Origin of the sequence: Photobacterium sp. Ph5 (assembly GCF_022129445.1) — a bacterium.
Classification (GTDB): domain Bacteria; phylum Pseudomonadota; class Gammaproteobacteria; order Enterobacterales; family Vibrionaceae; genus Photobacterium.
This window is the reverse complement of sequence record NZ_JADQAQ010000033.1, coordinates 29,176-52,350: the sequence shown is the minus strand read 5'-3', so window position 1 is coordinate 52,350 and position 23,175 is coordinate 29,176. Positions and strand designations below refer to the sequence as shown.

The 23,175-nt window shown below is 39.1% G+C and carries 22 protein-coding genes; 10 read left to right on the top strand and 12 right to left on the bottom strand.

The annotated features are described in order from the left end of the window. Positions 1 to 96: 96 nt before the first annotated feature. On the bottom strand, positions 97 to 1,923 hold the full coding sequence (locus I3259_RS13485; protein WP_238030091.1) for a sodium:proton antiporter: 1,827 nt from the start codon (positions 1,921 to 1,923) through the stop codon (positions 97 to 99). A gap of 350 nt (positions 1,924 to 2,273) precedes the next feature. On the opposite strand from I3259_RS13485, the gene I3259_RS13480 reads away from it, so the two are divergent. Then, the gene (locus tag I3259_RS13480; RefSeq protein ID WP_238030090.1) at positions 2,274 to 2,492 is read left to right on the top strand and encodes a hypothetical protein; all 219 of its coding nucleotides are present in this window, start codon (positions 2,274 to 2,276) and stop codon (positions 2,490 to 2,492) included. A 100-nt stretch (positions 2,493 to 2,592) separates the two neighbouring features. Here the strand turns inward: I3259_RS13480 and dbpA are convergent, their stop codons facing one another. Further along, positions 2,593 to 3,978, bottom strand: a complete 1,386-nt coding sequence (gene dbpA, locus I3259_RS13475) for an ATP-dependent RNA helicase DbpA (protein WP_238030089.1) — start codon at positions 3,976 to 3,978, stop codon at positions 2,593 to 2,595. A gap of 410 nt (positions 3,979 to 4,388) precedes the next feature. Here dbpA and I3259_RS13470 point away from each other — a divergent pair, with 410 nt between their 5' ends. Next, the gene (locus I3259_RS13470) at positions 4,389 to 4,817 is read left to right on the top strand and encodes a hypothetical protein (RefSeq protein ID WP_238030088.1); all 429 of its coding nucleotides are present in this window, start codon (positions 4,389 to 4,391) and stop codon (positions 4,815 to 4,817) included. A gap of 112 nt (positions 4,818 to 4,929) precedes the next feature. Continuing rightward, on the top strand, positions 4,930 to 5,478 hold the full coding sequence (locus I3259_RS13465) for a prepilin-type N-terminal cleavage/methylation domain-containing protein (RefSeq protein WP_238030087.1): 549 nt from the start codon (positions 4,930 to 4,932) through the stop codon (positions 5,476 to 5,478). 57 nt (positions 5,479 to 5,535) lie between these two features. On the opposite strand, the gene I3259_RS13460 is transcribed toward I3259_RS13465, so the two are convergent. Next, the gene (locus tag I3259_RS13460; RefSeq protein ID WP_238030086.1) at positions 5,536 to 7,065 is read right to left on the bottom strand and encodes an alanine/glycine:cation symporter family protein; all 1,530 of its coding nucleotides are present in this window, start codon (positions 7,063 to 7,065) and stop codon (positions 5,536 to 5,538) included. Positions 7,066 to 8,044: 979 nt separating this feature from the next. Here I3259_RS13460 and trpS point away from each other — a divergent pair. The 5 genes from trpS to I3259_RS13435 all read left to right on the top strand — a co-directional run bounded on the left by trpS (position 8,045) and on the right by I3259_RS13435 (position 13,040). Then, entirely contained in the window at positions 8,045 to 9,061 is a 1,017-nt protein-coding gene (gene trpS / locus I3259_RS13455; RefSeq protein WP_238030085.1) for a tryptophan--tRNA ligase, read from the top strand. A gap of 98 nt (positions 9,062 to 9,159) precedes the next feature. Then, positions 9,160 to 10,806: a VRR-NUC domain-containing protein gene (locus tag I3259_RS13450; RefSeq protein WP_238030084.1), complete on the top strand. Its 1,647-nt coding sequence runs from the start codon at positions 9,160 to 9,162 to the stop codon at positions 10,804 to 10,806. A gap of 107 nt (positions 10,807 to 10,913) precedes the next feature. After that, the gene (locus I3259_RS13445; protein ID WP_238030083.1) at positions 10,914 to 11,258 is read left to right on the top strand and encodes a hypothetical protein; all 345 of its coding nucleotides are present in this window, start codon (positions 10,914 to 10,916) and stop codon (positions 11,256 to 11,258) included. Positions 11,259 to 11,536: 278 nt separating this feature from the next. Beyond that, positions 11,537 to 12,109 (top strand): DUF2913 family protein, encoded by a 573-nt coding sequence (locus tag I3259_RS13440; protein ID WP_238030082.1) that lies wholly within the window; start codon positions 11,537 to 11,539, stop codon positions 12,107 to 12,109. A 316-nt stretch (positions 12,110 to 12,425) separates the two neighbouring features. Next, positions 12,426 to 13,040: a DUF2799 domain-containing protein gene (locus tag I3259_RS13435; RefSeq protein WP_238030081.1), complete on the top strand. Its 615-nt coding sequence runs from the start codon at positions 12,426 to 12,428 to the stop codon at positions 13,038 to 13,040. 231 nt (positions 13,041 to 13,271) lie between these two features. On the opposite strand, the gene I3259_RS13430 is transcribed toward I3259_RS13435, so the two are convergent. The 9 genes from I3259_RS13430 to I3259_RS13390 are packed head-to-tail and all read right to left on the bottom strand — an operon-like array spanning position 13,272 to position 20,168. Then, positions 13,272 to 13,715: a F0F1 ATP synthase subunit epsilon gene (locus I3259_RS13430; protein ID WP_238030080.1), complete on the bottom strand. Its 444-nt coding sequence runs from the start codon at positions 13,713 to 13,715 to the stop codon at positions 13,272 to 13,274. Positions 13,716 to 13,731: 16 nt separating this feature from the next. Then, positions 13,732 to 15,117, bottom strand: a complete 1,386-nt coding sequence (gene atpD / locus I3259_RS13425; protein ID WP_238030079.1) for a F0F1 ATP synthase subunit beta — start codon at positions 15,115 to 15,117, stop codon at positions 13,732 to 13,734. 21 nt (positions 15,118 to 15,138) lie between these two features. Next, positions 15,139 to 16,011 carry a F0F1 ATP synthase subunit gamma gene (gene atpG / locus I3259_RS13420; RefSeq protein ID WP_005366517.1) on the bottom strand — a complete coding sequence of 291 codons (873 nt, stop codon included), beginning with the start codon at positions 16,009 to 16,011 and terminating at the stop codon, positions 15,139 to 15,141. A gap of 58 nt (positions 16,012 to 16,069) precedes the next feature. After that, positions 16,070 to 17,611 carry a F0F1 ATP synthase subunit alpha gene (gene atpA / locus I3259_RS13415; protein WP_005366518.1) on the bottom strand — a complete coding sequence of 514 codons (1,542 nt, stop codon included), beginning with the start codon at positions 17,609 to 17,611 and terminating at the stop codon, positions 16,070 to 16,072. A gap of 13 nt (positions 17,612 to 17,624) precedes the next feature. Further along, on the bottom strand, positions 17,625 to 18,173 hold the full coding sequence (locus I3259_RS13410) for a F0F1 ATP synthase subunit delta (RefSeq protein ID WP_107207375.1): 549 nt from the start codon (positions 18,171 to 18,173) through the stop codon (positions 17,625 to 17,627). A 14-nt stretch (positions 18,174 to 18,187) separates the two neighbouring features. Then, positions 18,188 to 18,658: a F0F1 ATP synthase subunit B gene (gene atpF / locus I3259_RS13405; protein ID WP_005366521.1), complete on the bottom strand. Its 471-nt coding sequence runs from the start codon at positions 18,656 to 18,658 to the stop codon at positions 18,188 to 18,190. A gap of 52 nt (positions 18,659 to 18,710) precedes the next feature. Further along, on the bottom strand, positions 18,711 to 18,947 hold the full coding sequence (gene atpE, locus I3259_RS13400; RefSeq protein ID WP_004727739.1) for a F0F1 ATP synthase subunit C: 237 nt from the start codon (positions 18,945 to 18,947) through the stop codon (positions 18,711 to 18,713). A 53-nt stretch (positions 18,948 to 19,000) separates the two neighbouring features. Beyond that, entirely contained in the window at positions 19,001 to 19,768 is a 768-nt protein-coding gene (gene atpB, locus I3259_RS13395) for a F0F1 ATP synthase subunit A (RefSeq protein ID WP_107207377.1), read from the bottom strand. A gap of 1 nt (position 19,769) precedes the next feature. Continuing rightward, positions 19,770 to 20,168 (bottom strand): ATP synthase subunit I, encoded by a 399-nt coding sequence (locus tag I3259_RS13390; RefSeq protein WP_238030078.1) that lies wholly within the window; start codon positions 20,166 to 20,168, stop codon positions 19,770 to 19,772. 1,391 nt (positions 20,169 to 21,559) lie between these two features. Between I3259_RS13390 and I3259_RS13385 the strand changes: the two genes are divergently transcribed. Both I3259_RS13385 and I3259_RS13380 read left to right on the top strand, forming a co-directional pair. Next, a complete protein-coding gene (locus I3259_RS13385) occupies positions 21,560 to 22,621 on the top strand; it encodes an AraC family transcriptional regulator (RefSeq protein ID WP_238030077.1) in 1,062 nt (353 codons plus the stop codon). Between the two features lie 161 nt (positions 22,622 to 22,782). After that, positions 22,783 to 23,004: a VF530 family protein gene (locus tag I3259_RS13380; RefSeq protein ID WP_238030076.1), complete on the top strand. Its 222-nt coding sequence runs from the start codon at positions 22,783 to 22,785 to the stop codon at positions 23,002 to 23,004. Positions 23,005 to 23,175: the final 171 nt, after the last annotated feature.

The window sequence follows — 23,175 nt, the reverse complement described above, 5'->3', positions numbered from 1 at the left end:
ATTAGTTCAAAAAAATCCCCAAGCTGCAGCTTAGGGATTTGTGTATAAGAGACAGCGTTAAACGTGCCTTTGTCATTATGATGAGAGTTAGAATTGCTAAGCGTCTGTTTTTGTATCTTTTACTTCATCCGAAACTTTTAATTCTTTAATTAAAGAAACTATCGTCCAGCCTGGCTTCACAACAAATTCATCATTAATCGTATAAGTATAAATATATCCTTTAGGATCGACAGCAAACATTGGAATAAGTTGGCTTGCTTTATACTGCGAGTAATAATCTTCTAATGTAAAATTATCACTTAACTTAGTATGTTTAATCTCACCACCTTGATTGATCAAACTCGCTAATTTCTTATAGCTAATATCTTCACCAAATAAAGCTGCACCATTATGTGCTTGAGATGCTGAGTGTTTCTCTAAACCACTATTATGACGACGACCATTCAAGCGAAACACATTGCGGCTACCAAAATCACTTTCAAAGTGCATTGCAGCTACCGCATTAAAATGCTTATCTGGTGTTAACGCTAATAAGTGACCAATGCCAATGACATCTAAATACTCATCCGCATGACTCGATACAGCATTACCATAATAGGTTTCAAGCCCCGCCATACGTGCTGCACGAATATAGTCCCAGTTAGAATCTGTCACCACTACACGGCAGTCGTATTTTTTTAATGCTAACGCGATATTACGTGCAACGTCATTAGCACCTACAATAATAAAGCCTTTAGGTGAAGGCTCTGCAACACCGAGTAATTTTGCTACAGGTCGGGCTGTTAAGCTTTGCAGTACCACAGTGCCAATAATCACCATAAAGGTTAATGGAACCAACAGTTCAGCACCGGCTACCCCATCGTTTGAAAGCTTTAGTGCAAATAATGCTGAAATAGCTGCCGCAACAATACCTCTTGGTGCTACCCAAGCTAAAAACAGTTTTTCTTTAAACGCTAACTGGCTAAACATGGTTGAAACGAAAATAGATACAGGGCGAGACACTAATTGAATCACCACAAATACAGAAATCGCTCCCCAACCTAAGGCATGGAAGTCAGACATTTGAATACGTGATGCTAATATCAAGAACAAACCAGAAATCAGTAAGATTGTTAGGTTTTCTTTAAAATGCAGAATATGCTGGATATTGACGTCTTTTGCGTTAGCTAACCACATTCCCATCACTGTAACAGCTAACAATCCCGCTTCAGGCTCTAACGCATTTGCACCGGCAAATACCCCAAGTACTAATGCTAACACAGCAAACGGCTGGAGATATTCCGGTAATAAATGACGACGTAACACATGCGCTAATAGCCAACCGGCAACACCACCCAGTACCAAACCCACCAGCAACATTAGGCCAAAAACTTCTACGCTATGGATTGTGCTACTAGAAACGATGAACTCATAAACAATAACAACGAAAATCGCACCAATGGGATCAATTAAAATCCCTTCCCAACGTAAAATATTAGCAAGTTTGGCTTGTGGTCTAACGGTACGTAACAACGGAACAATCACCGTTGGCCCTGTTACCACGGTCATAGAACCAAACAACAAGGCTAATGGCCAACTAAAATCCAATAAGTAATGGGTAGCGACACTGGTAATCATCCACGTAATGATCGCTCCGACGGTGACAATGGATTTTACATTACGCCTTACATTTTTAATTTCATCAAAATTCAGTGTCAAACTGCCTTCAAATAGAATCACAGCTACTGATAATGAAATTAATGGAAACAGTAAATCACCAAATAAAATATTAGGATTAAATACCCCTGTCGCTGGGCCGATAATTAATCCAGCCATCAATAATAATAAAATCGCAGGCAATTTCATTCGCCATGCTAACCATTGACAACTCAAGCCTAAAACACCCAGTCCGGCAATAGTTAGGCCAATCATTTCTTCATGCATGAGGTCATACTCTGTCGCTTAATACACACCACATAATTTATGTGAATTTAAAAATATATCGAATATAGATCCCTATATTCTTATCTGGCTAATATAATTAAAAGCTTTTGTTTGCCATCATCTGACTAGTAAATAGATCTTGAGTTCAATCTTATCGTTTTATTGCTCATCTTTAGTACAAAATCAGCAAGGTACTTAATAATTATGCTAATCATAGATAATAACCATTCACATCACATATTAATTACGAATAGAAATCGAGATCTTCATTCCAAAAAAGAATTGATATTATTGTTATAAGGAATAGTTATTCATATCCTCGCTTCACTTTAATTATTACACTATTTTGTATGGCTATTTTAACAATAAACCTCAATAGTGATGAAAAACTCATCGCTGATATACCACTCAATCGTGAATTACAATTATGGAAAACAATTGCGATAGCTCTCAACTCGATTGATCAAGATGAACGAGACTGCACCCTATGTATTGATGAACATTCATTTCAACTGTCTTACTACCTTAGTGAGTTAATTTACTCTCAATACCAGCACTACTTCTTATAAGTTCAAGGGTTCATAAGGTCTTTTGGAGATTAAATAATAAAAAAGCCGATATCACTATCGGCTTTGCTTTACACTGTCTTTAGCTTAGGTAAATACGCATTTAGCGTAATTGACGAGATCGAAAGTTACGACCTTTAATTCGACCGTTTTCTAACTTCTTCAATGCAGCACGGGCAACTTCACGCTTCACTGCGACATAAGCACAGAAGTCAAAGACATTAATTTTACCCACATCACTACCAGCGATACCATTTTCCCCCGTCAATGCACCTAAAATATCGCCCGGACGCACTTTCTGTTTTTTACCGCCATCAATCATTAACGTTACCATTTCAGGGCGGAACGTTGGTTGATCTAATAGATGTTCGGCTGGTAACGCTTCACCTGAGATTGGGCGATCAAGGTAATCTTCAAGTAATGCGACTTTATAATGTTCTTTATCGCTAAATAACGAACAAGCAATACCTTTACTCCCAGCACGGCCTGTACGACCAATACGGTGCACATGCACTTCAGTATCACGTGCTAAGTGATAGTTAATCACCGCATCAAGATTATCAATATCAAGGCCACGTGCAGCCACATCGGTTGCCACTAGAATTGAACGGCTCTTATTAGCAAATAGCACTAAAGTACGATCACGTTCACGCTGCTCTAAATCACCGTGTAATGCAATTGAGCTAAAGCCATAGTCTTCTAGATCATCAGAAATTTCTTGTGCTTCACGTTTAGTGTTACAAAAGATCACACATGATTCAGGACGATGCTGGCTAAGTAACAAACGTACAGCACGTAAGCGATCATCATTACTCTCTACTTTATAGAAGTGTTGAGAGATACTGCTATTATCGTGGCTAGATTCAACTTTCACTTCAACTGGATTACGCATAATACGTTTTGCAATAGACGCAATTTGAGTTGGGTATGTCGCACTGAACAGTAACGTTTGGCGATCGCTTGGCGCAACATCAGTGATTGCATCTAATGAATCTTGAAAGCCCATTTCTAACATGCGGTCAGCTTCATCAAGCACCAACGTATTTAGCTCATCTAAACATAGAAAACCTTTACGTACGTGTTCTTCAACACGACCAGGTGTACCCACAATAATATGTGCACCATGCTCTAATGAACCAATCTGTGGTCCGAAAGGAGTTCCACCACATAGTGTTAGCACTTTAATATTATGAATAGCACGAGCTAAGCGACGAATCTCTTTTGCTACCTGATCGGCAAGCTCACGCGTTGGGCACAATACTAACGTCTGCACACGAAAGCGTTTTACTTTTAGATTCTGTAATAATCCCAAGCCAAATGCTGCTGTTTTACCTGAACCTGTTTTACCTTGAGCAATAACATCTTTTCCCTCAAGAATTAAAGGTAGGCTTTGCGCTTGGATCGGCGTCATTGCGTCGTAACCTAATGACGTTAAGTTACTGAGCAAATCAGGGTTTAGGTTTAACGTAGAAAAAGCAGTCTGACTCAAAATTATGTCCTGTATACAACTAACACAGCAAAGCGTGTTTTTAGAAGATCAGCATGTTGATTTAACAAGCATGCGTAAGGGGTGCGACACTAACAGCTAATTGCAGTGCTGACAATCGGCTTTCGCGAGATCACTTGTTTTGTTTACATTGCAATCAACTAAAAACAATACTCTTAGTCAAACTTGACTACATGCTATTAAAGCATAAAATGCGCGGCTTCATTGCACTGACATGGATTGCATATTGATTTATGAAACAGAACGGCTTTACTCATCTTGAACTCATAACATCTATTTTTATTGTTTGCCTGTTAGTTATGGCAGGAATACATGAATGCCGTATCCAACCAATAGAAGAAAAAAATAAAAGTCTTTATCAATTCAAAAGCGCTTTAGAGTCACACTTAGCCATGAGTTATTCAAAGCTTGCGGTTTTGGGATTGGAGACTGCACCATCCGCATCAAATTACCCAACACCGACCGAGGCGAACCATTTTAGCCCTCTTCTAAAAAAAGATGACATACACAGTTTACCTTTTACTGGATGTGCTGAGCACTCTCCCTTTTTCTGTGAATTTCAGTTTGGTTACCCCAAGTTAAGCAGCCAAACACTATCATGCTTAATCCCTAATTTAAGTGCTGAAGGGGATAAAAACCAAGATTGGACAACACTACATCTACATGATGCGATGCTAATTACCCATACTGATAATACTGTCATTGTCAATATTGATAATCACCCTAAAGCTTTACTTAAAAAGCCCAACTGCTATCTACGTTATCAACCAGCAAAAAAAGAACGTAAATACGTTCTAACGCTATGTCCTTGTAACGAATAAAAAGTCACGAGACATCAACTAGCTATGCAAAAATAGCTTGAACTAATTACAATAAAGCATAAAATTCGCAAAAAAACACCAATCAATTTGAATGATGCATGGGCTATTCCCGATGAAAAAGAACGGTTTTACTTTAATTGAATTAGTGGTCGTGATTGTCATTCTCGGCATCTTGGCTGTAGTTGCTGCACCAAAGTTTATGAACTTACAAGTTGATGCAAGAAATGCGTCATTGAAGGGGTTAAAAGGGGCTATAGCTTCTGGTCTAGGTGTAGGATATGCAAAAATGACTATTGCTGGATTAGAGAATCTTCCTTATGTCTCTAATAAAAGTCCTTATATGGATACTCCAGCACAAGATCTTCCTTTTGCTGGCTGTACTTTATTAAATAGTACCCAAGGTTGCACTTTTCTTAATGGATACCCTGACGGAGATACAACATCTTTAGGACTTTTAGTTGCTAAATTAAATCAGAATAGTGAATGGACTATAATACAAAACCCTAATGATTCAGGTCTTAGTCGTACTGTAAAAATAACCTTTAGTAAATATATTACAGATAAAACTACTTATAATGATTTAACACAGTGTTATATAACTTACACCCCTCCAGTGTCAAAAAACGCAAGCTACACATTAACCATGACACCATGTAAGTAACCGAAATAAAAATGCCGAGCATATCGCTCGGCATTTTGCTATCTAACAGCTAGCTATTTATTGTTTCGCTAACTTCGCTGCCTCTTTACCTTGTTCTTTGATTTCACCGTTTTTCAAACGTAGTAGGTAATCTTTCAAATCACGTTTTACTTCTGGTGCCATAATGTATAGACCAACAATGTTAACCAGTGCCATAGAGAAGATCATCGCATCAGAGAAGTCGATAACAGGACCTAAGTTCATTGAAGCGCCAATCACAACAAACGTACAGAACATCAGTTTAAACGCCATTTCCGCTTTTTTGCTCTCACCGAATAGGTACGTCCACGCTTTTAGACCGTAGTATGACCAAGAGATCATGGTAGAGAATGCAAATAAAACAACCGCTACAGCAAGTACCAGTGGGAACCAAGAGATTGAACTACCAAACGCTGCTGACGTAAGCTCTACACCCGCAAGACCAGAGTTAAGTTGACCAGTAATAATGATAACCAACGCTGTCATAGTACAAATTACAACGGTATCGATAAACGGTTCTAATAGGGATACATAACCTTCAGAAATTGGCTCTTTGGTTTTTACTGCTGAGTGAGCAATCGCCGCAGAACCCACGCCCGCTTCGTTCGAGAACGCTGCACGTTTAAAGCCTTGGATTAGCACACCAATCACACCACCAGTAATACCTTCACCAGTAAAGGCACCATTAATAATTTCAGCAAAAGCATCATCAATTAAGCTGTAGTTCATCGCAAGAATAACAAGCGCAGCACCAACGTAGATAATCGCCATAAAAGGAACAACTTTCGCTGTTACTTTCGCAATCGACTTAATACCGCCAATGATAACGAACGCAACCAATACAGCTAACAGTAAACCGAACAACCAGCCTTTATCTGCAAAGAACGACAGATCACCACCAGTAACACCGACAACTTGCTTATACGCTTGGTTGGCTTGGAACATGTTACCGCCACCTAGTGCACCACCAATGGCAAAGATTGAGAAAAGAACCGCAAGCGTACGACCTAATGCTGAGTTACCGCGCTTTTCTAAACCTTGGCTTAGATAATACATCGGTCCACCGGATACCGTACCATCAGGGTTATAAGTACGGTATTTAACCGCTAAAGTACATTCAACAAACTTGGTTGACATGCCCAGTAAGCCGGCAAGGATCATCCAGAAAGTTGCACCAGCACCACCAATCGTCACAGCAACAGCAACACCAGCAATATTACCAAGACCAACAGTGCCTGAGAGTGCCGTTGATAAGGCTTGGAATGGTGTTACATCCCCACTGTCTTTTGGATCGGCATAATCACCTTTAACAATTTTTACTGCGTGTTTAAAACCACGAATATTAATAAAGCCCATATAAGCGGTAAAAAATACAGCTGCGACTACAAGCCAAAGTACAATCCATGGTGCTTGAACATCTGTAAAAGGAAGAGGGATAGAAGAGAAAATCATTCCAACAAAAGGGTTAACAATGGGAGCAACAACTTCGTTAATCTTCTCATCAAGAGAGCTGGCAAAAGTGCTACCTGATGCTCCAAGCATCACAGCAGTCATTAAATATTTTTTCATACTACATCCTTGTCTGAACGCATTACATTCAATCTTTATAATTTTTTACATTGTGTTTACACCTTTTAACATAACAACATCCTAGTTATGAATAAACCCCTACTATAAAATTATGAAACAAACGTTACATATAACTAAAATAGCTATTAAGTAAATAAACACTCATCTCAAACCATATATCTAACCCTTTAAAAACAGTAAGATATTTCAATAATAGTAAGTATTAAATAATATTGACTTTAAAAGTACGAGAAAAACAAATGAGAATAATAATTATATAAATAGCGGATTTCTTACAAGATATGACGTGAATTATGGGTGATCTCTTACACAGAACCGTATTTTTATCTGCAATAATGAGATAAACATCAGATACTAAAAAGCGTAACAAGACAGGTAAAAGAATAACAAGTCATTTTTTGTGAATATAAAAGCAACACGATTACCTAATCTCGTTTCTTAATACTCACCGTTAACGTAAAATAATGTTCTTATTATTAATGCTCACCCATTAATGTATTTAGCACAATAAACTATAAATAAAGCAAACATCAATTTATTAAACTGACACCGCAAGTAGTGGAATGCCTATCCAAAGTACCGATGCAAAAATCAAAAAAAAGAAATATGTAAACTTAAAAGACATGATTTAAACCTCTGATTAATTTTTATTGGACACATTTTATACCTTTTGAGCTGTAACGTATGTTCAATAAATCAAGGGTTAGTTTTCAATTTTAATAAACTTAAATAAGCATAAAGTGCTTGATATAAAAATATGAAAGGAATATTGTTTTTATTATGAAATTACCATTAAGTATACCTCACTCCTCATTTTGTTGGTGGCGCTCTTACTAGAGCGGCGCTGAACTAACATACCTTATTTTTATGTTCATACGCTGCCGGAAGGTTTGCCATGAACAGACAAGATCTCTTTTCATCCCTCTCCGGTAGCAACAATTATTTTTTGGAGAGCACTATGACAACATCGACTCAACATACTAACGTTATTCTTACTGGCGATCGCGCAACAGGGCCACTTCACCTTGGTCACTACGTGGGTTCACTACAACAGCGTATTCAGTTACAACATCAGTACCAACAAACCATCCTTGTCGCTGATATGCAGGGACTGACTGATAATGGACATAATCCTCAGAAAGTCGCATCAAATATTTTAAACGTGGTCGCTGATTATCTCGCAGTCGGTATTGCTCCCAACTTAACCACAATTTGTTTGCAGTCATCATTACCAGCGCTAGCCGAACTAACAATGTACTACTCAAACTTGGTGTCGATTTCTCGCCTTGAGCGCAACCCAACCGTTAAAAATGAGATCCAATCAAAAGCATTTGGTCGTTCCATTCCTGCTGGCTTTTTAACTTACCCAATCTCGCAAGCAGCCGATATAACAGCGTTTAAAGCTAACTTGATCCCCGTAGGTGATGATCAATTACCGATGTTGGAGCAAACCAACGAAATCGTTCGTAAAATTAACCATATTGCAGGTAAAGAGATCTTGGTCGAATGCCAAGCACTATTGAGCAATGTGGCACGCCTGCCTAGTACTGACGGTAAAAATAAAATGTCGAAATCAATGGGAAATGCCATCACGTTAGGTGCAGACAGTAAGCAAATTAGCCAAGCGGTGAAATCAATGTACACCGACCCTAATCACCTACGCGTTGAAGATCCGGGTACTATTGAAGGGAATGTGGTGTTTACTTACCTTGATGCTTTCCATCCAGATCAAAACTATGTTGCAGAGCTAAAAGAGCATTACCAACGTGGCGGTTTAGGCGACGGTACCACCAAGAAAATCTTAGAAGCGTGTTTACAAGATTTAATCGCTCCGATCCGTCAGCGTCGTGAGGAATACTTAAGTGATAAAGCATATTTAGTTGAAGTACTAAAAAAAGGCACCGAAAAAGCCAATCAAGAAACGCAACTTGTATTACAAGATGTGAAAGGTGCATTTGGACTTAATCTGTTCTAATTGCTTTCATATCTCTAAGTCACTTGGGTATTAAAGACAGCTATGTTTATACTGACTCGGTTTTCAGATAAACATAGCCCATCACACAGTGCGGTAATATGGCAGCCATCGAACTCGAACAAGATTACTACCTTCACAACTTTAACGCGTTACTTAAAACCGTAGTGCAATACCATTCGTCATTATTAAGTGCAGATGAAAAACGCTGGTTGCAATCTTTTTATCAGCTTTCAACCGATGTACAAATGCTATTGATCCGCTTACTATCACGTAAAGGGGTATTATTTCGTTTCAATAAACTGAAATACGCTGAAATCACAAATATTGAACAAGCAAAAGATCAGTTGATTCAGCATGGCATGATCAGTACTGACATCTCTCAATTATATAAACAGCACGTTATTACCCTGACTGACATTTTTAGCCTCTATACCAAGCCCGAATTATTCATCTTATTACCAGAACTTGTTAGCAAAACAGATAAGAAAAATGAAATCATCATGAAAATTAAAGAGTATGATGATAGCAAATACTTACTTAGTATTATTAATGAGCCAATCGTTATGGTGCAACAACAAGTGCTACTGGCTAAATTTCTACTGCTATTTTTTGGTAATAGTCATCAGGATCTCAGCCAATTTGTATTAAGTGATTTAGGGCTACATAAGTTTGAAAACTACCCCATTGATGCTAGTACTCAGCTGTTTCATACAGTAGAACAGGTTGATCAATGGTTAGCTCTAACTCAACTATCTGACTTATATTGGCACGCCCATGATGCAAAAGACTACACTGCAATTTCGACTCTTTCGCAATCCTTACCTAATAAATCAACATGGGTACCACTGGAAAACAAGCGCCAAAAACTGATCAATCATATGGCGCGAGATCTAGAGCGTAACCAGCAATATAACACCGCACTCGCGCTATTTCGTCAAAGCGAACGTACACCAAGCCGCGAGCGACAAGCACGTATTCTTATGGCGCAACAGCAATACCAAGCAGCCTATGACTTAGTGAAAGATATTCAGCGTCACCCGCGAAATGAAGAAGAATACGAAGTCAGTATTCGACTAGAGAAAAAGCTCGCTAAATCAGTTAATCAAGTTTTCACTGCACCCGAAACGTTTACTCCAAAAGCATTACAGCTCCAACTTGCCAATCCTAAACAACAGCGAGTGGAACACTGTACCGCTGGTTATTTTGAATCCCAAGGCTGGACGGTGTTCTATCTTGAGAACCAATTTCTCAACAGCCTTTTTGGGCTAGCAATGTGGGATATTATCTTTGCTCCCATCAAAGGTAGCTTTATTAACCCTTATCAATTAGCGCCACTGGATATGTTTAGTGAAGAGTTTTACCTCAAACGACAAGACTTGATAGATGAACGACTACAAGCAATTGAACAAGGCTACTTTGATGGTTGGCAACAACACTTTAAACAGAAACAAGGGATCACTAACTACTGGGTGCACTGGGAGCTATTTAGTCAGCAAGCACTTACATTAGCGTTAAGCCATATACCACCAAGCCAATTGGTGGCTATGTTTCGCCGATTACTGAAAGACTTACGCCACCACCGCTCAGGTATGCCTGATTTGATCATGTTTAACGACACGGGTTATCAGTGGGTGGAAGTCAAAGGTCCTGGTGATAAATTACAAAACCATCAACTTCGCTGGTTGGCATTTTTTGAACAACATCAGATCCCAGCGCAAGTCGCTTATGTTACCTATCTAGATTAATGATAAGTATTGTTGCCTATCACGCATATTTATTGAGATAGCGTAACAAAAGCCACTAATGAATAAGATAAGATGCCAACATTCGCAATAACAGGTACATTTAGAACATGAAAATTACAGTAGACGGCGGCTCTTTCAAAGTATCGATTGAAACGGAATACGAAGGATTAATCGACGAATCAACAGCGGTATATAACGCAACGTTAGAGCAAGCAAAAACCACGGATAAAGCTATCCTACGTTTTCTACAAATTATCTTAGAACATCGTGACAGCGACGATGCCATTGGTTATGCCGTATTAGGTTTACTCGGTTGGTACAATAAGGTTATTAACTCGGTAGAAGATAAAGACATTGAATTGAATCTACCGAAAATCTTACCGCATTTACTCAATCCAGCTGGTGATTTAACCGCATTCAATCCCGTGGAAAAAACGACGTTCGCGCATTAATCATTGTATTGTAAGTGCCTATTACTCAATAACGATAATAGGCATTATAGCTGTGTAAAACCTTTACATTACGTCATTTCTAATATTATTTATCTTCTGTAAGCCCTAAGTTACGTAGAGGTATATAAACTTTTTGTGAGTAACTGTTTGTTTATGACACTCTTATGGCAAACATGCTAATATAGCGTCATTAAAAAATAATCAACTGATGTGACTCTACTATTATCTCTATAATAGTATGATATTATTGTTAATACCTGTTTCAACCCGGTACTCGAATGAACCAATCACAACTATTATTAGACGTTAGTACTCACGCTTTACTACACCTAGAATTCAAAAAACTAGATAAACGACTAAGCCTTGCAGAAAAAAATAATATATTGGTTCAATACCTAAAACCAATCGTTAAATCACACCAGTATCGACTCGTAAAAAAAACTACTAAGAGCTGGCTACAAATGGGTAGAAAGCTGAATACCGATTTTGAAACAACATTAAATCAAGAGCGTGAACGTTTGCAGCAAATGAGCTCAACCGATCTCTACCAGTTTATTGCCCTTATTCAAGAGATCGAAACAGAGCTAGATACTAAAGCACAATATTCTCTGGCACACGCGATCGATCTTAATGCGCGTTATGGCAAAGTTTTGGTCTGTGTTGTCGATGAAGATCTAACATCAAGCTTTGATGAAGATGGTTTAATGACCAAAGCAACGCAAATACTCTTTATTGGCGACGAAAAGCTAAAAGATCAATTTTCTGCAATTGTAGAAAAAAGTGTAGGTTTCCAATCTGTAGTTGCTTATGAAGATGAAAACCACTTACGTATTGAATTATTTCGTCTTTAATCACTGACGACCCCCATTCACAAAAACTTTGCAATAGTGTGCTATAGCAGAACCTTTACACTCCTATTTTCCTCTTTTTCAATATACCGAAAAAGCAATAAGCCTTTACACTCTCTTCATCAAAAAGTGTAAAGGCTTTATCTCATTCATACTGCCATAATATTTTTTCTCTCTTACAGTTATTAATAACCGCTATAAGCATCAACACCCTAGGTAAAGCTTGTTACATTCAAATAAAATATAAAACATTGTACCTTTATTTTTAACAGCAATACCTTTAGAGTATTCACCTTTATATTTTTGTAACAAGTTAGCTATGACGATAAAAACTGTAACACTAACACTCATGCTGTGCTCAACGTTGACGGCATGTTCTGTCATGAACCAACAAGAGTGCCAAACAGCTAACTGGCAAGCACTTGGTTACATGGATGGTTCTCAAGGTGCATCATCTACCCAGTTTAACGAACGTAGCTCGGCATGCTCCGAATACAATGTGCATGCTGATTTTAATCAATACCAACTTGGCTATAATAAAGGGCTAACAACGTACTGTACTGAAAGCCATGGTTTTTTTGTTGGATCTCATGGCAAGTCTTACCAAGGTGTCTGCCCGCAAAATACCGCCCAAGCGTTTGTAAAAGGCTATAACCATGGTCAGCAACTCTATACAGCTCAAGAAAATGTTTCTCGTGCAGAACGAGAATTGAGCCATGAACAATACGAAATTGATAACCAAAAAGAAAAATTAAACGATTTAAAAAACAGTTTGATTTATGACCAACTCTCACCACGAGAGCGCCGTGAAAAGCTCGATGAGATTGATGAAATAAATAATAGACCAAACGATCTTAGAAGAAAGCAGCATGAACTTAACAAGTTAAAACAAGAACTTGAAAAAGTACGAGCACAAATGAATAAATACTATTAAGACGGTATGAAAAAGCCCTTACTCTCGGTACAAAGTAAGGGCTTTAAATTGTGATGGGTTTACTGGAGATACCATCAGCAATAAATAACATCCATTCTATCTATTACTTTTCCTTTCACACCATGATGGTTATGCAAAAGGAATGCCTCCTTGTTGGTATAAAACATTATCCGCTTATCTTTCTATGGTGATTTAGTCCAACAAACGGTCACTGTATTTATTCCATCAAGGTTAGCGGCGCATTTGTTTCTGGGTTAATTCAACGGCACGTAATTGTGCCATTGCTTTCGCCAGATCCATTTCCGCCATTGCGAAGAGAATATCATCAGCATGCTTGTTGATATTCTCTTCTGCAGCGCGTCGAGCTTCGTCAGCGCGAGCCTTATCAATGTCCTTCCCATGCATTGCCGTATCGGCAAGTACAGTTACTACAGAGGGTTGAACTTCAACAATCCCGCCTGAGATATAAAGGATTTCTTCAGGATCCTTTAGATCAGTGACAAAACTCGCCACGCCAGGTTTTAATCGGCTCAATAAAGGAGAGTGACCAGGGCGTATACCCAATTCCCCATCAGAGCCAGAAATTGCCAGCGCATGAGCTGGGCCAGAAAACAATGGACCTTCTGCACTCACAATGTTGAGTTGGAACGTGTTTTCGGTTACGCCAATAGCCATGATGCCTCCTTACGCCTTAAAGATTTTTTGCTTTTTCAAGCACTTCTTCGATAGCGCCACAGTACAAGAATGCTTGCTCTGGTACGTCATCATACTCACCGCTTAGTAAGCCTTTAAAGCCAGCAATGGTATCTTTTAGTGAAACAAACACACCCGGTTGACCTGTAAACACTTCTGCTACGTGATAAGGCTGAGTTAAGAAACGTTCAATCTTACGAGCACGAGATACAGTTTGCTTATCTTCTTCAGATAATTCATCCATACCTAGGATAGCAATAATATCTTTAAGCTCTTTATAGCGCTGAAGTACAGTTTGTACACCACGCGCAACATCGTAGTGATCTTGACCAACGACCAATGGATCTAACTGACGAGAAGTTGAATCTAGTGGGTCAATCGCAGGGTATAGACCAAGCGCTGCAATGTTACGAGATAATACAACCGTCGCATCAAGGTGAGCGAACGTAGTTGCTGGCGATGGGTCAGTCAAGTCATCGGCTGGTACATATACCGCCTGAATAGACGTGATAGAACCAGTCTTAGTTGAGGTAATACGCTCTTGAAGTACACCCATTTCTTCAGCCAGTGTTGGCTGGTAACCTACCGCTGATGGCATACGGCCAAGCAGTGCTGATACTTCAGTACCTGCCAATGTGTAACGGTAAATGTTATCGATAAACAGTAGTACATCACGGCCTTCATCACGGAAACTTTCAGCGATAGTTAGACCAGTAAGTGCTACACGAAGACGGTTACCCGGTGGCTCGTTCATCTGACCGTAAACCATGGCTACTTTATCAAGTACCCCTGCTTCTTTCATTTCATAGTAGAAGTCGTTACCTTCACGAGTACGCTCACCGACACCAGTAAATACTGATAAGCCCGAGTGTGCTTTCGCGATGTTGTTGATAAGCTCCATCATGTTAACGGTCTTACCTACACCCGCACCACCGAACAGACCGATTTTACCACCCTTAGCAAATGGGCAGATAAGATCGATAACTTTTACACCGGTTTCTAGCAGTTCAGAGCTGTTAGATTGTTCTTCATAAGACGGTGCTTCACGGTGAATCGCATATTTGGTTTTTTCACCAATTTCACCACATTCATCAATCGGTGTACCTAACACGTTCATGATACGACCAAGGGTTTCTTCACCCACAGGCACTGTAATTGGTGCTTTGGTATTTACCACTTCTAGGCCACGACGAAGACCGTCTGATGAACCCATTGCGATACAGCGAACGACACCGCTACCAATTTGCTGTTGTACTTCTAATACTAATTCAGCATGCTCACTATCACTAAGGGTAAGCGCATCATACACACGTGGTACGCTATCTTGGTCAAATTCAACGTCAACGACAGCGCCGATGACTTTGACAATCTTACCAGTACTCATTTGATGTCCTCAAAATTCTATTTAAACGGCTTGTGCCCCAGCTACGATTTCACTTAGCTCTTGGGTAATGGCTGCTTGACGGGCTTTGTTATAAACCAGCTGTAAATCATTAATCAGCTCGCCCGCATTATCGGTTGCTGCTTTCATCGCAACCATTCGCGCTGCTTGCTCACAAGCGATACTCTCAACAGTGCCTTGGTAAACCTGTGATTCGATATAACGAAGCATCAGTTCGTTGAGAATGGGTTTTGGATCAGGCTCGTAGATATAGTCCCAACGGCTTGATTCATTAGCATCGGCTAACTCTTCTTCTTCAAGCTCAGGGTTAGGTAGCAACTGTGCCACCTTTGGCTTTTGCACCATGGTATTTACAAACTCGTTGTAAACCAGGAACAAGCGGTCAATCTTGCCTTCGTCGAAATACTCCAACATGGCGTTAACTGGGCCTAAAATATCTTCAAGTTTTGGTTCATCACCAATACCGGATGTTTGTGCAATCACGTTGCCGAAACGATGGAAAAACGAAATCGCTTTTGAACCGATCAAGGTGGTATCAACATCCACCCCTTGATCTTTCCACTGACGCATATCTGCCAGTGCTTTCTTAAACAAGTTAATGTTCAAGCCACCACATAATCCTCGGTCTGAGGAAATAATGATGTAAGCGACACGTTTTACTTCACGCTCTTCAAGATAGGGATGCTTATACTCCAACGAACCAGAAGTCACGTGTCCGATCACTTTACGCATGTTTTCTGCGTAAGGTCGGGTCGCTTCCATGTTCTGTTGAACTTTGCGCATCTTACTTGCGGCAACCATCTGCATAGCACTAGTGATCTTTTGCGTATTTTGCACGCTGGCGATCTTAGTGCGGATCTCTTTTGCATTTGACATGGTTAGCTCCTATCTACATTCATACTGCATCGTACTTGGACGGAAATGTTCTCGTCGCTTAGTACGACTGGGTATCAACGAATGTTTTTAGAAGCTGGTGCAAGCTTGCTTCGATGTCATCGTTGTAATCACCAGACTCATTAATTTTTGCTAGTAATTCAGCTGACTGACTCTTAGCAAATGCCATTAATGCTTCTTCAAATGCACCGATTTGAGATAACTCAACGTTATTCAAATAGCCTTTCTCCGCAGAGAAAATAGCAAGTGCTTGCTCAGCGACAGACATAGGTGCGTACTGCTTTTGCTTCATTAGCTCAGTTACTTTTTCACCATGATCTAACTGTTTACGCGTTGCATCATCAAGATCCGATGAGAACTGAGCAAATGCTGCCAATTCACGGTACTGTGCAAGTGCGGTACGAATACCACCAGACAGTTTTTTGATGATCTTAGTCTGCGCTGCACCACCAACACGTGATACCGAAATACCAGGGTCAACCGCTGGACGTAAACCTGCGTTGAACAAGTTAGTCTGCAAGAAGATCTGACCATCAGTAATCGAAATTACGTTGGTTGGTACGAATGCTGATACGTCACCCGCTTGGGTTTCGATGATAGGTAACGCGGTTAATGAACCGGTTTTACCTTTTACTTCACCATTAGTGAAACGCTCAACATAGTTAGCATTTACACGTGATGCACGCTCTAGTAGACGTGAGTGAAGGTAGAAAACATCACCAGGGAAGGCTTCACGGCCTGGTGGACGCTTAAGCAATAGTGAGATTTGACGGTAAGCAACAGCTTGCTTAGACAGGTCATCATAAACAATCAGTGCATCTTCACCACGGTCACGGAAGTATTCACCCATAGTACAACCTGCATAAGGAGCAAGGTACTGAAGAGCTGCCGCTTCAGAAGCTGACGCTACAACAACAATGGTATTTTTAAGCGCGCCGTTTTCTTCTAACTTACGCACAACGTTAGCAATTGTTGATGCTTTTTGACCAATCGCAACATACACAGAGTAGATACCAGAATCTTTCTGGTTAATGATGGCATCAATCGCCATCGCTGTTTTACCTGTTTGGCGGTCACCGATGATCAACTCACGCTGACCTCGACCGATTGGCACCATAGAGTCAACCGCTTTGTAACCAGTCTGGATTGGCTGATCAACCGATTTACGATCGATTACGCCGGGTGCGATAATTTCAACAGGCGCAAAGCCATCATTGTCAATCGCGCCTTTACCATCAATAGGCTGACCAAGGGTGTTAACAACACGACCCAATAAACCTTTACCTACTGGCACTTGGAGGATACGACCGGTACCTGTTACTTTCATGCCTTCAGCAAGATCAGCATAAGGACCCATCACTACCGCACCTACAGAGTGACGCTCTAAGTTAAGTGCCAATGCATAACGGTTGTCTGGAAGTTCAATCATCTCACCTTGCATAACATCAGCAAGACCATTGATAACAATAATACCGTCGCTTACAGAGACGATAGTACCTTCATTACGTGCCTGACTAGTCACGTTAAAGGTGGCGATTCGTTGTCTAATTAAATCGCTAATTTCGTTGGAATTCAGTTGCATATCTAATTACCTATTACGCCTGAAGGCTTGTAGCAAGTCGGTTGATAGAGCTTTTTAGCGAGCCATCAATCACCATTTCACCGGCTTTGATTAGCATTCCGCCAACTAGCGATTCATCAATGTGACAATCAAGCTCAACACTGCGATTTAATTTCTTTTGCAGCGCCTGTATCAGGTTCGCTTTCTGCTCATCTGTTAACGGCTCGGTTGTTGTTACTGTCGCTGTTACCATGCGCTCATGATCTTCTTTTAGCTCATGGAACAATTCAGCAACTTGCGCAATCACATTTAGACGTCCATTTTCAGCCATTACTCTGATCAGGTTCTGGCCATGTTCATCCAGCAGCCCCTCACAAACGCCCAAGAACATGTCAGTAAACGCTGATGAGTCATGCTCGCCAAACTGCTCGCTATCTTCAATTTGCTGAGCAATAACGGGTTGGCTAGCAACCGTTGCTGCGATAATTAACATTTGCTCCCATTGTTCCAATGCATCATTGGCAAGAGCGAAATCAAACGCTGCTTTGGCATAGGGCTGAGCAATAGTTAGTGGATCTGACATAATGTGCTCTCCGCTTACATATCCTTGATGAGTTTATTAACAAGATCGCGGTTAGCATCTGTGTCTAAGTTACGATTAATCAGTTTCTGCGCCGTTTCAATCACCATGTCAGACATTTCTGCACGGAGTTCTTGGCGAAGACGATTACGATCACTTTCCACTTCAGCATTGCCCTGAGCAATAATGCGAGCTTTTTCTTTCTCACCTTCCGCTTGGGCTTCTTCGATAATTTGAGCGCGACGCTTATTACCTTGCTCGACTAATTCATTTGCACTTTTCTTCGCATCATCCAGAAGCTTTTCACCATTAGCTTTTGCTAATTCAAGTTCTTTTGACGCGTTTTCGGTATGAATCAGTCCTTCAGCGATTTCGCGCTGACGTTGGTCAATTAACGCAGTTAGCGGTGGCCAAACATATTTCATACAGAGCCAAACAAAAATCACGAATGAGATTGCCTGACCAAGCATGGTTGCATTTAAATTCATACCATCCTCACTATTTAAATAACGTTATGATTTATAACGGTAGTTCTGGCTATTAAGCCACAGCAAAGATGATGTAAAGACCGATACCCACACCAATCATAGGTACCGCATCAACAAGACCCATCATGATAAAGAACTGAGTACGTAACATAGGGGTTAAATCTGGCTGACGTGCAACACCTTCAAGGTATTTACCCGCAAGATTACCGATACCAGCAGCCGCACCTGCCGCGCCTAAACCAATGAGAAGCGCACCAGCAACGTAAAGAACTGCACTTACAATATCCATGAATGACTCCAAAAATTTATTTAATAGATAAAACTAAAATCGAACTTAATTTATTAATGTTCTTCAGTTGCCATCGCTAGGTACACAACGGTTAGTACCATAAAGATGAAGGCCTGAAGGAACACAATTAAAATGTGGAACAATGCCCACGGCACGCTTAACGCCCACTGCATCCACCACGGCATTAATGCAATCAGGATAAAAATCATTTCACCTGCGTACATATTTCCGAAGAGTCGAAGTCCAAGAGAAATTGGTTTTGAAATTAATGTCACCAACTCCAAAACGAAGTTCACCGGATACAACAATGGGTGTTCAAATGGTTGTGTTGTTAACTCTTTAATAAAGCCAACAAGTCCCTTAGTTTTTAAGGTGTAACCAATGATTAAAATAAACACACCTAACGCCATCGACATCGGTACGTTCACATCAGCAGAAGGCAGATCTCGGAAGTGTTCAAAGCCCAGTGCTCGTGCTAATGCAGGAACGAAGTCGACCGGAATTAAGTCGATCATATTCATTAAGAAAACCCACACGAAGATAGTTAAAGCTAAAGGGCCGACTATCTTGCTTCTCGTCTGAAAAATTTCCTTAACAAGGTTGTTTACAAATTCATAGGTGATCTCAATAAAACATTGCAATCGACCTGGAACACCCGAGGTTCCGTGGCTAACAACATATTTAAAGACACCGATGAACAGTAAACCTAACACCCATACCATAAACATGGAGTCTATATTTAGGCTCCAAAAACCGTGGCCTACAGTAAGGAATGTTAAGTGGTGCTCAATATATTCGTGAGCGGTAGTTACTGCTTCCACCTTACGTCATCCTAAATTGAGGTTTGTTAAGTATCGGGGTTAAAAAGCATCCTAAAAATGTCACGCTATAAGCTAATAACATAGCTACATGATTTACTGGAATAAAACGAACAACAGCTAAAATCATTACTGCGGTATATACCCACTTAATAAAACTATTAAGTTTGGCTAAATATCGAATACTAATGTCTTTATTTGTTTTTATTTTAAAAGCAGCGGCACTTAACCCTAACAACGATGGAATAACAGCAATAGTCACTCCAATAATTGCAGATTTAACACCAAACCAATTCGTAGAAATAGAAGCGAAACAAATAAAAAGTAAACCTAATATTGCTTGGCCTATCACTATTACTTTTGCTGCAGATAAAATATCGCTAGAACCAGAGTTCGTATTCATTTCTAATCCTCTTTATTTATGCAATAACCTGCTAAACCCCTCCATTTCAACTTATTACGAATTATTTCAACTTATGACCAAGCTTATACAAACATAACGAATGAATAATATTGCAAGCAAAATAAAACAACCAAGAGCCAATACTTCATCAACAAAAAATGTTAAAAAAACATTAAATATAAAAGCAGAAAAGCATCATTTATCGCAATGCATCTTGTAACACATTTAAAATCAATAGCTTTGCTGCCACCTCTTGATGATTAAAATCTACGTGATCGTTATCACGAACGCTATAAAAAAAAATGAAATCAATGTTTTTCATTTTTGATAGACCAAATGATTGCAGCAAGAATGGATTATATTGTAGGCAGGACGAATAATTATGTATTCACATCATTAATCAAAATGAGCGAAATACATAATTTTTTATGGATTAAGAACTATTATCAACCATGAAATTTGACTGTTTTTTGCTGTTTATTGTCTTTTTTTGCAATAATTTTCAATTTAAAAACGTCAATATCATGCAATTGAAGCTCGTTTTCTTTCTGCCCCACCGAGAGATCTGGGAAAAATAAAGTAATAAAGACAATCATTGAAACGTTGTTAACTGTAGCGGATAAAAGAACAGGGAATAAATAAGATGACTGTATATATAGTCATCTTATTAAAAAAATAAGAGCACTTTACATCGAGAGATTAAAAATTAAGTCAAACAGCATGAAAAAATAAGATGTTGATTTTTAAAGATAATAAAAATGTGTGATTATACAAAAACTATTTAGCTATTCGCTCATAAAATATAAAGCACCGACCATTAGAAGCAAGTTTTAACATTGCAATTAACGATATGAAGTCATAAAAAACAGACAATATGATATTAACAATACCGCTCTTAACGAACGAAAATAAACAGCAACCATATAGCTAAAATAATGCATTCAAAATAAAATATAAAAGTCAATATATGCATCTAGTTCTAAATATAAAAGAGAGAGGATGGCAATTGCTAAATTCAGCCATTATATTTTTAAATTAAGGTTATATATAATAAAAATGAATCGTAATAAAAATAGAGCTACCCGACAAAATTTATCGACTGTTTGAGCTATAATTATAGATTAATAACTTTTCCATACGTAGAATTAGCACCAATAAAACAATATTAATGTGCTACAAGCAATGATAATGTTAATAATAAAAACAACGATGATACATATTTACTGATAAATAAACAAAGACAAAGACACAAAGCTGTTACTTTCAATACATTTTATCAATCAACTGATAACTGCATTTAGTAACATTAATTTCCACCCTCTATTTTATTTTGTCTTTAAATACACTGATATGTTTCTGAGATGTAACTTTTATGAGGTATATAAGTAATAATGGAAGTCAAATCTCAACTCTCATCATTAAAAAATACAGTCTCTTCCGGCTGGAAAAGTGTCATTCCTTTTGCAAACTTCAGCATTGAAGATAATCACACGTTTGACATGACCCATTTTGAAGGTCTGTGGCTAAAACAATACCTCTCAACGATCACGCCTGAGTATCATGCTTTATCCACCCAAATTACGAAAATAGCCCAGTCAGTAAATCCTTTAACCTTTAACTTCTATAGTTTAGCGCTATGGACAAGCCCTGATCGCTACACGCAATTACATACGCTGTGCCACTACAGCGCGTTACTTAATAGCTCTATTCGATTTCATTTAGATGAAAATAAAGGTGGCAACATCAACCTGTGGTTATTAAGTAATGAACCCATCGCAAAACATTCAACAGAAAGCCTATCGTTATTAGCATTACATTTTGCATTGCTATTGAATGTTATTAAGCAAACATGGGGAACAAAAACACTTAAAGGTGATGCTTATTTACCCTCACTGACCAATTTACGCATAGAACAACAATTATTTGATAACCTGATTGCGTCATCAGCACTGAATATAAAGTGCCACTATGGGTTTCCATTAATCCGCCTAACTTTTAGTAAAAAGTCACTATCATTACCTTTAACCGATTCTGATCCCGTGATTAATCAGAACAGTTTATGGCAGTTAAAACATCAGCTAGTCAACTACCACCAGAACAATGTGATTCATCAAGTTTACCGTGCACTCAAAAGCCTACCTGATTTAGACGCAGCATCTGGCAACCATATCGCAAGTTTAATGGATATCAGCTTTCGCACCTTAAACAGACGTTTAGCTTGTTTATCAACAAGTTATCGTGGCGTGTTAGAAAACTATAAATTAGAGATGGCGTTATCACTGTTAGATGATTCAGAGTTAGGGTTAACTGATATTGCACAGCAATTAGGCTTTTCTGATCTCAGTACCTTTTCACGCGCGTTCAAACGCTGGACGGGGCTGTGTCCATCTCAGTTGACCAGTAAAAACCAAACAATAGCACCGCGTGTGGTTTCACATTGGGAACTCATTTAAGACTCGTTACTTCACTATTCTTCGATTAACTGCCAAATAGGTCGCTGATTGTGAGCGATAAGGTAACGAGATATGCTTAAATTTTGTGAAAACTTTAAACCAGACCAGCGCATTCTGCTAAACTCCGTCGATAGATTTCGCGATGGTAGGAACACTCAATCATGAGTCAAGAACAAATCAACAACCCATTACACGGTTTAACGTTAGAAAAGATCCTTGTACGTTTACAAGAGCACTACGGATGGGAAGGACTGGATGAAAGAATCAAAATTAACTGTTTTTACAGCGATCCTTCTATTAAGTCGTCTTTAAAGTTTTTACGCAAAACACAATGGGCAAGAGACAAAGTAGAAGCCTTATATATTGAGACTTTTTGTAAGTAACCCGATTGGCATACGCACTTTAACCAATACATAAGTAAGGTATGCCATTTCTTCTTCGCTGTTCACTTCCCTCCTCTTTAATAACCACCGCAATCAACGTTCTTACTGTATTACTTAACCAGTCCGAATAATGATCTCGATGTCATTAAATGCAGCTAGTTTTTGTGATTA

Bases quoted from the DNA above. Each gene is read 5' to 3' on its own strand.
- atpE (WP_004727739.1), bottom strand. From the start codon at position 18,947: ATGGATATTGTAAGTGCAGTTCTTTACGTTGCTGGTGCGCTTCTCATT.
- I3259_RS13465 (WP_238030087.1), top strand. From the start codon at position 4,930: ATGAAAAAGAACGGTTTTACTTTAATTGAATTAGTGGTCGTGATTGTC.
- atpF (WP_005366521.1), bottom strand. From the start codon at position 18,658: ATGAATTTAAATGCAACCATGCTTGGTCAGGCAATCTCATTCGTGATT.
- atpA (WP_005366518.1), bottom strand. From the start codon at position 17,611: ATGCAACTGAATTCCAACGAAATTAGCGATTTAATTAGACAACGAATC.
- I3259_RS13410 (WP_107207375.1), bottom strand. From the start codon at position 18,173: ATGTCAGATCCACTAACTATTGCTCAGCCCTATGCCAAAGCAGCGTTT.
- I3259_RS13380 (WP_238030076.1), top strand. From the start codon at position 22,783: ATGAGTCAAGAACAAATCAACAACCCATTACACGGTTTAACGTTAGAA.
- I3259_RS13435 (WP_238030081.1), top strand. From the start codon at position 12,426: ATGACGATAAAAACTGTAACACTAACACTCATGCTGTGCTCAACGTTG.
- I3259_RS13460 (WP_238030086.1), bottom strand. From the start codon at position 7,065: ATGAAAAAATATTTAATGACTGCTGTGATGCTTGGAGCATCAGGTAGC.
- I3259_RS13470 (WP_238030088.1), top strand. From the start codon at position 4,389: ATGAGTTATTCAAAGCTTGCGGTTTTGGGATTGGAGACTGCACCATCC.
- I3259_RS13450 (WP_238030084.1), top strand. From the start codon at position 9,160: ATGGCAGCCATCGAACTCGAACAAGATTACTACCTTCACAACTTTAAC.
- atpG (WP_005366517.1), bottom strand. From the start codon at position 16,011: ATGTCAAATGCAAAAGAGATCCGCACTAAGATCGCCAGCGTGCAAAAT.
- I3259_RS13485 (WP_238030091.1), bottom strand. From the start codon at position 1,923: ATGCATGAAGAAATGATTGGCCTAACTATTGCCGGACTGGGTGTTTTA.
- I3259_RS13440 (WP_238030082.1), top strand. From the start codon at position 11,537: ATGAACCAATCACAACTATTATTAGACGTTAGTACTCACGCTTTACTA.
- I3259_RS13390 (WP_238030078.1), bottom strand. From the start codon at position 20,168: ATGAATACGAACTCTGGTTCTAGCGATATTTTATCTGCAGCAAAAGTA.
- I3259_RS13445 (WP_238030083.1), top strand. From the start codon at position 10,914: ATGAAAATTACAGTAGACGGCGGCTCTTTCAAAGTATCGATTGAAACG.
- I3259_RS13480 (WP_238030090.1), top strand. From the start codon at position 2,274: ATGGCTATTTTAACAATAAACCTCAATAGTGATGAAAAACTCATCGCT.
- trpS (WP_238030085.1), top strand. From the start codon at position 8,045: ATGACAACATCGACTCAACATACTAACGTTATTCTTACTGGCGATCGC.
- I3259_RS13430 (WP_238030080.1), bottom strand. From the start codon at position 13,715: ATGGCTATTGGCGTAACCGAAAACACGTTCCAACTCAACATTGTGAGT.
- atpD (WP_238030079.1), bottom strand. From the start codon at position 15,117: ATGAGTACTGGTAAGATTGTCAAAGTCATCGGCGCTGTCGTTGACGTT.
- I3259_RS13385 (WP_238030077.1), top strand. From the start codon at position 21,560: ATGGAAGTCAAATCTCAACTCTCATCATTAAAAAATACAGTCTCTTCC.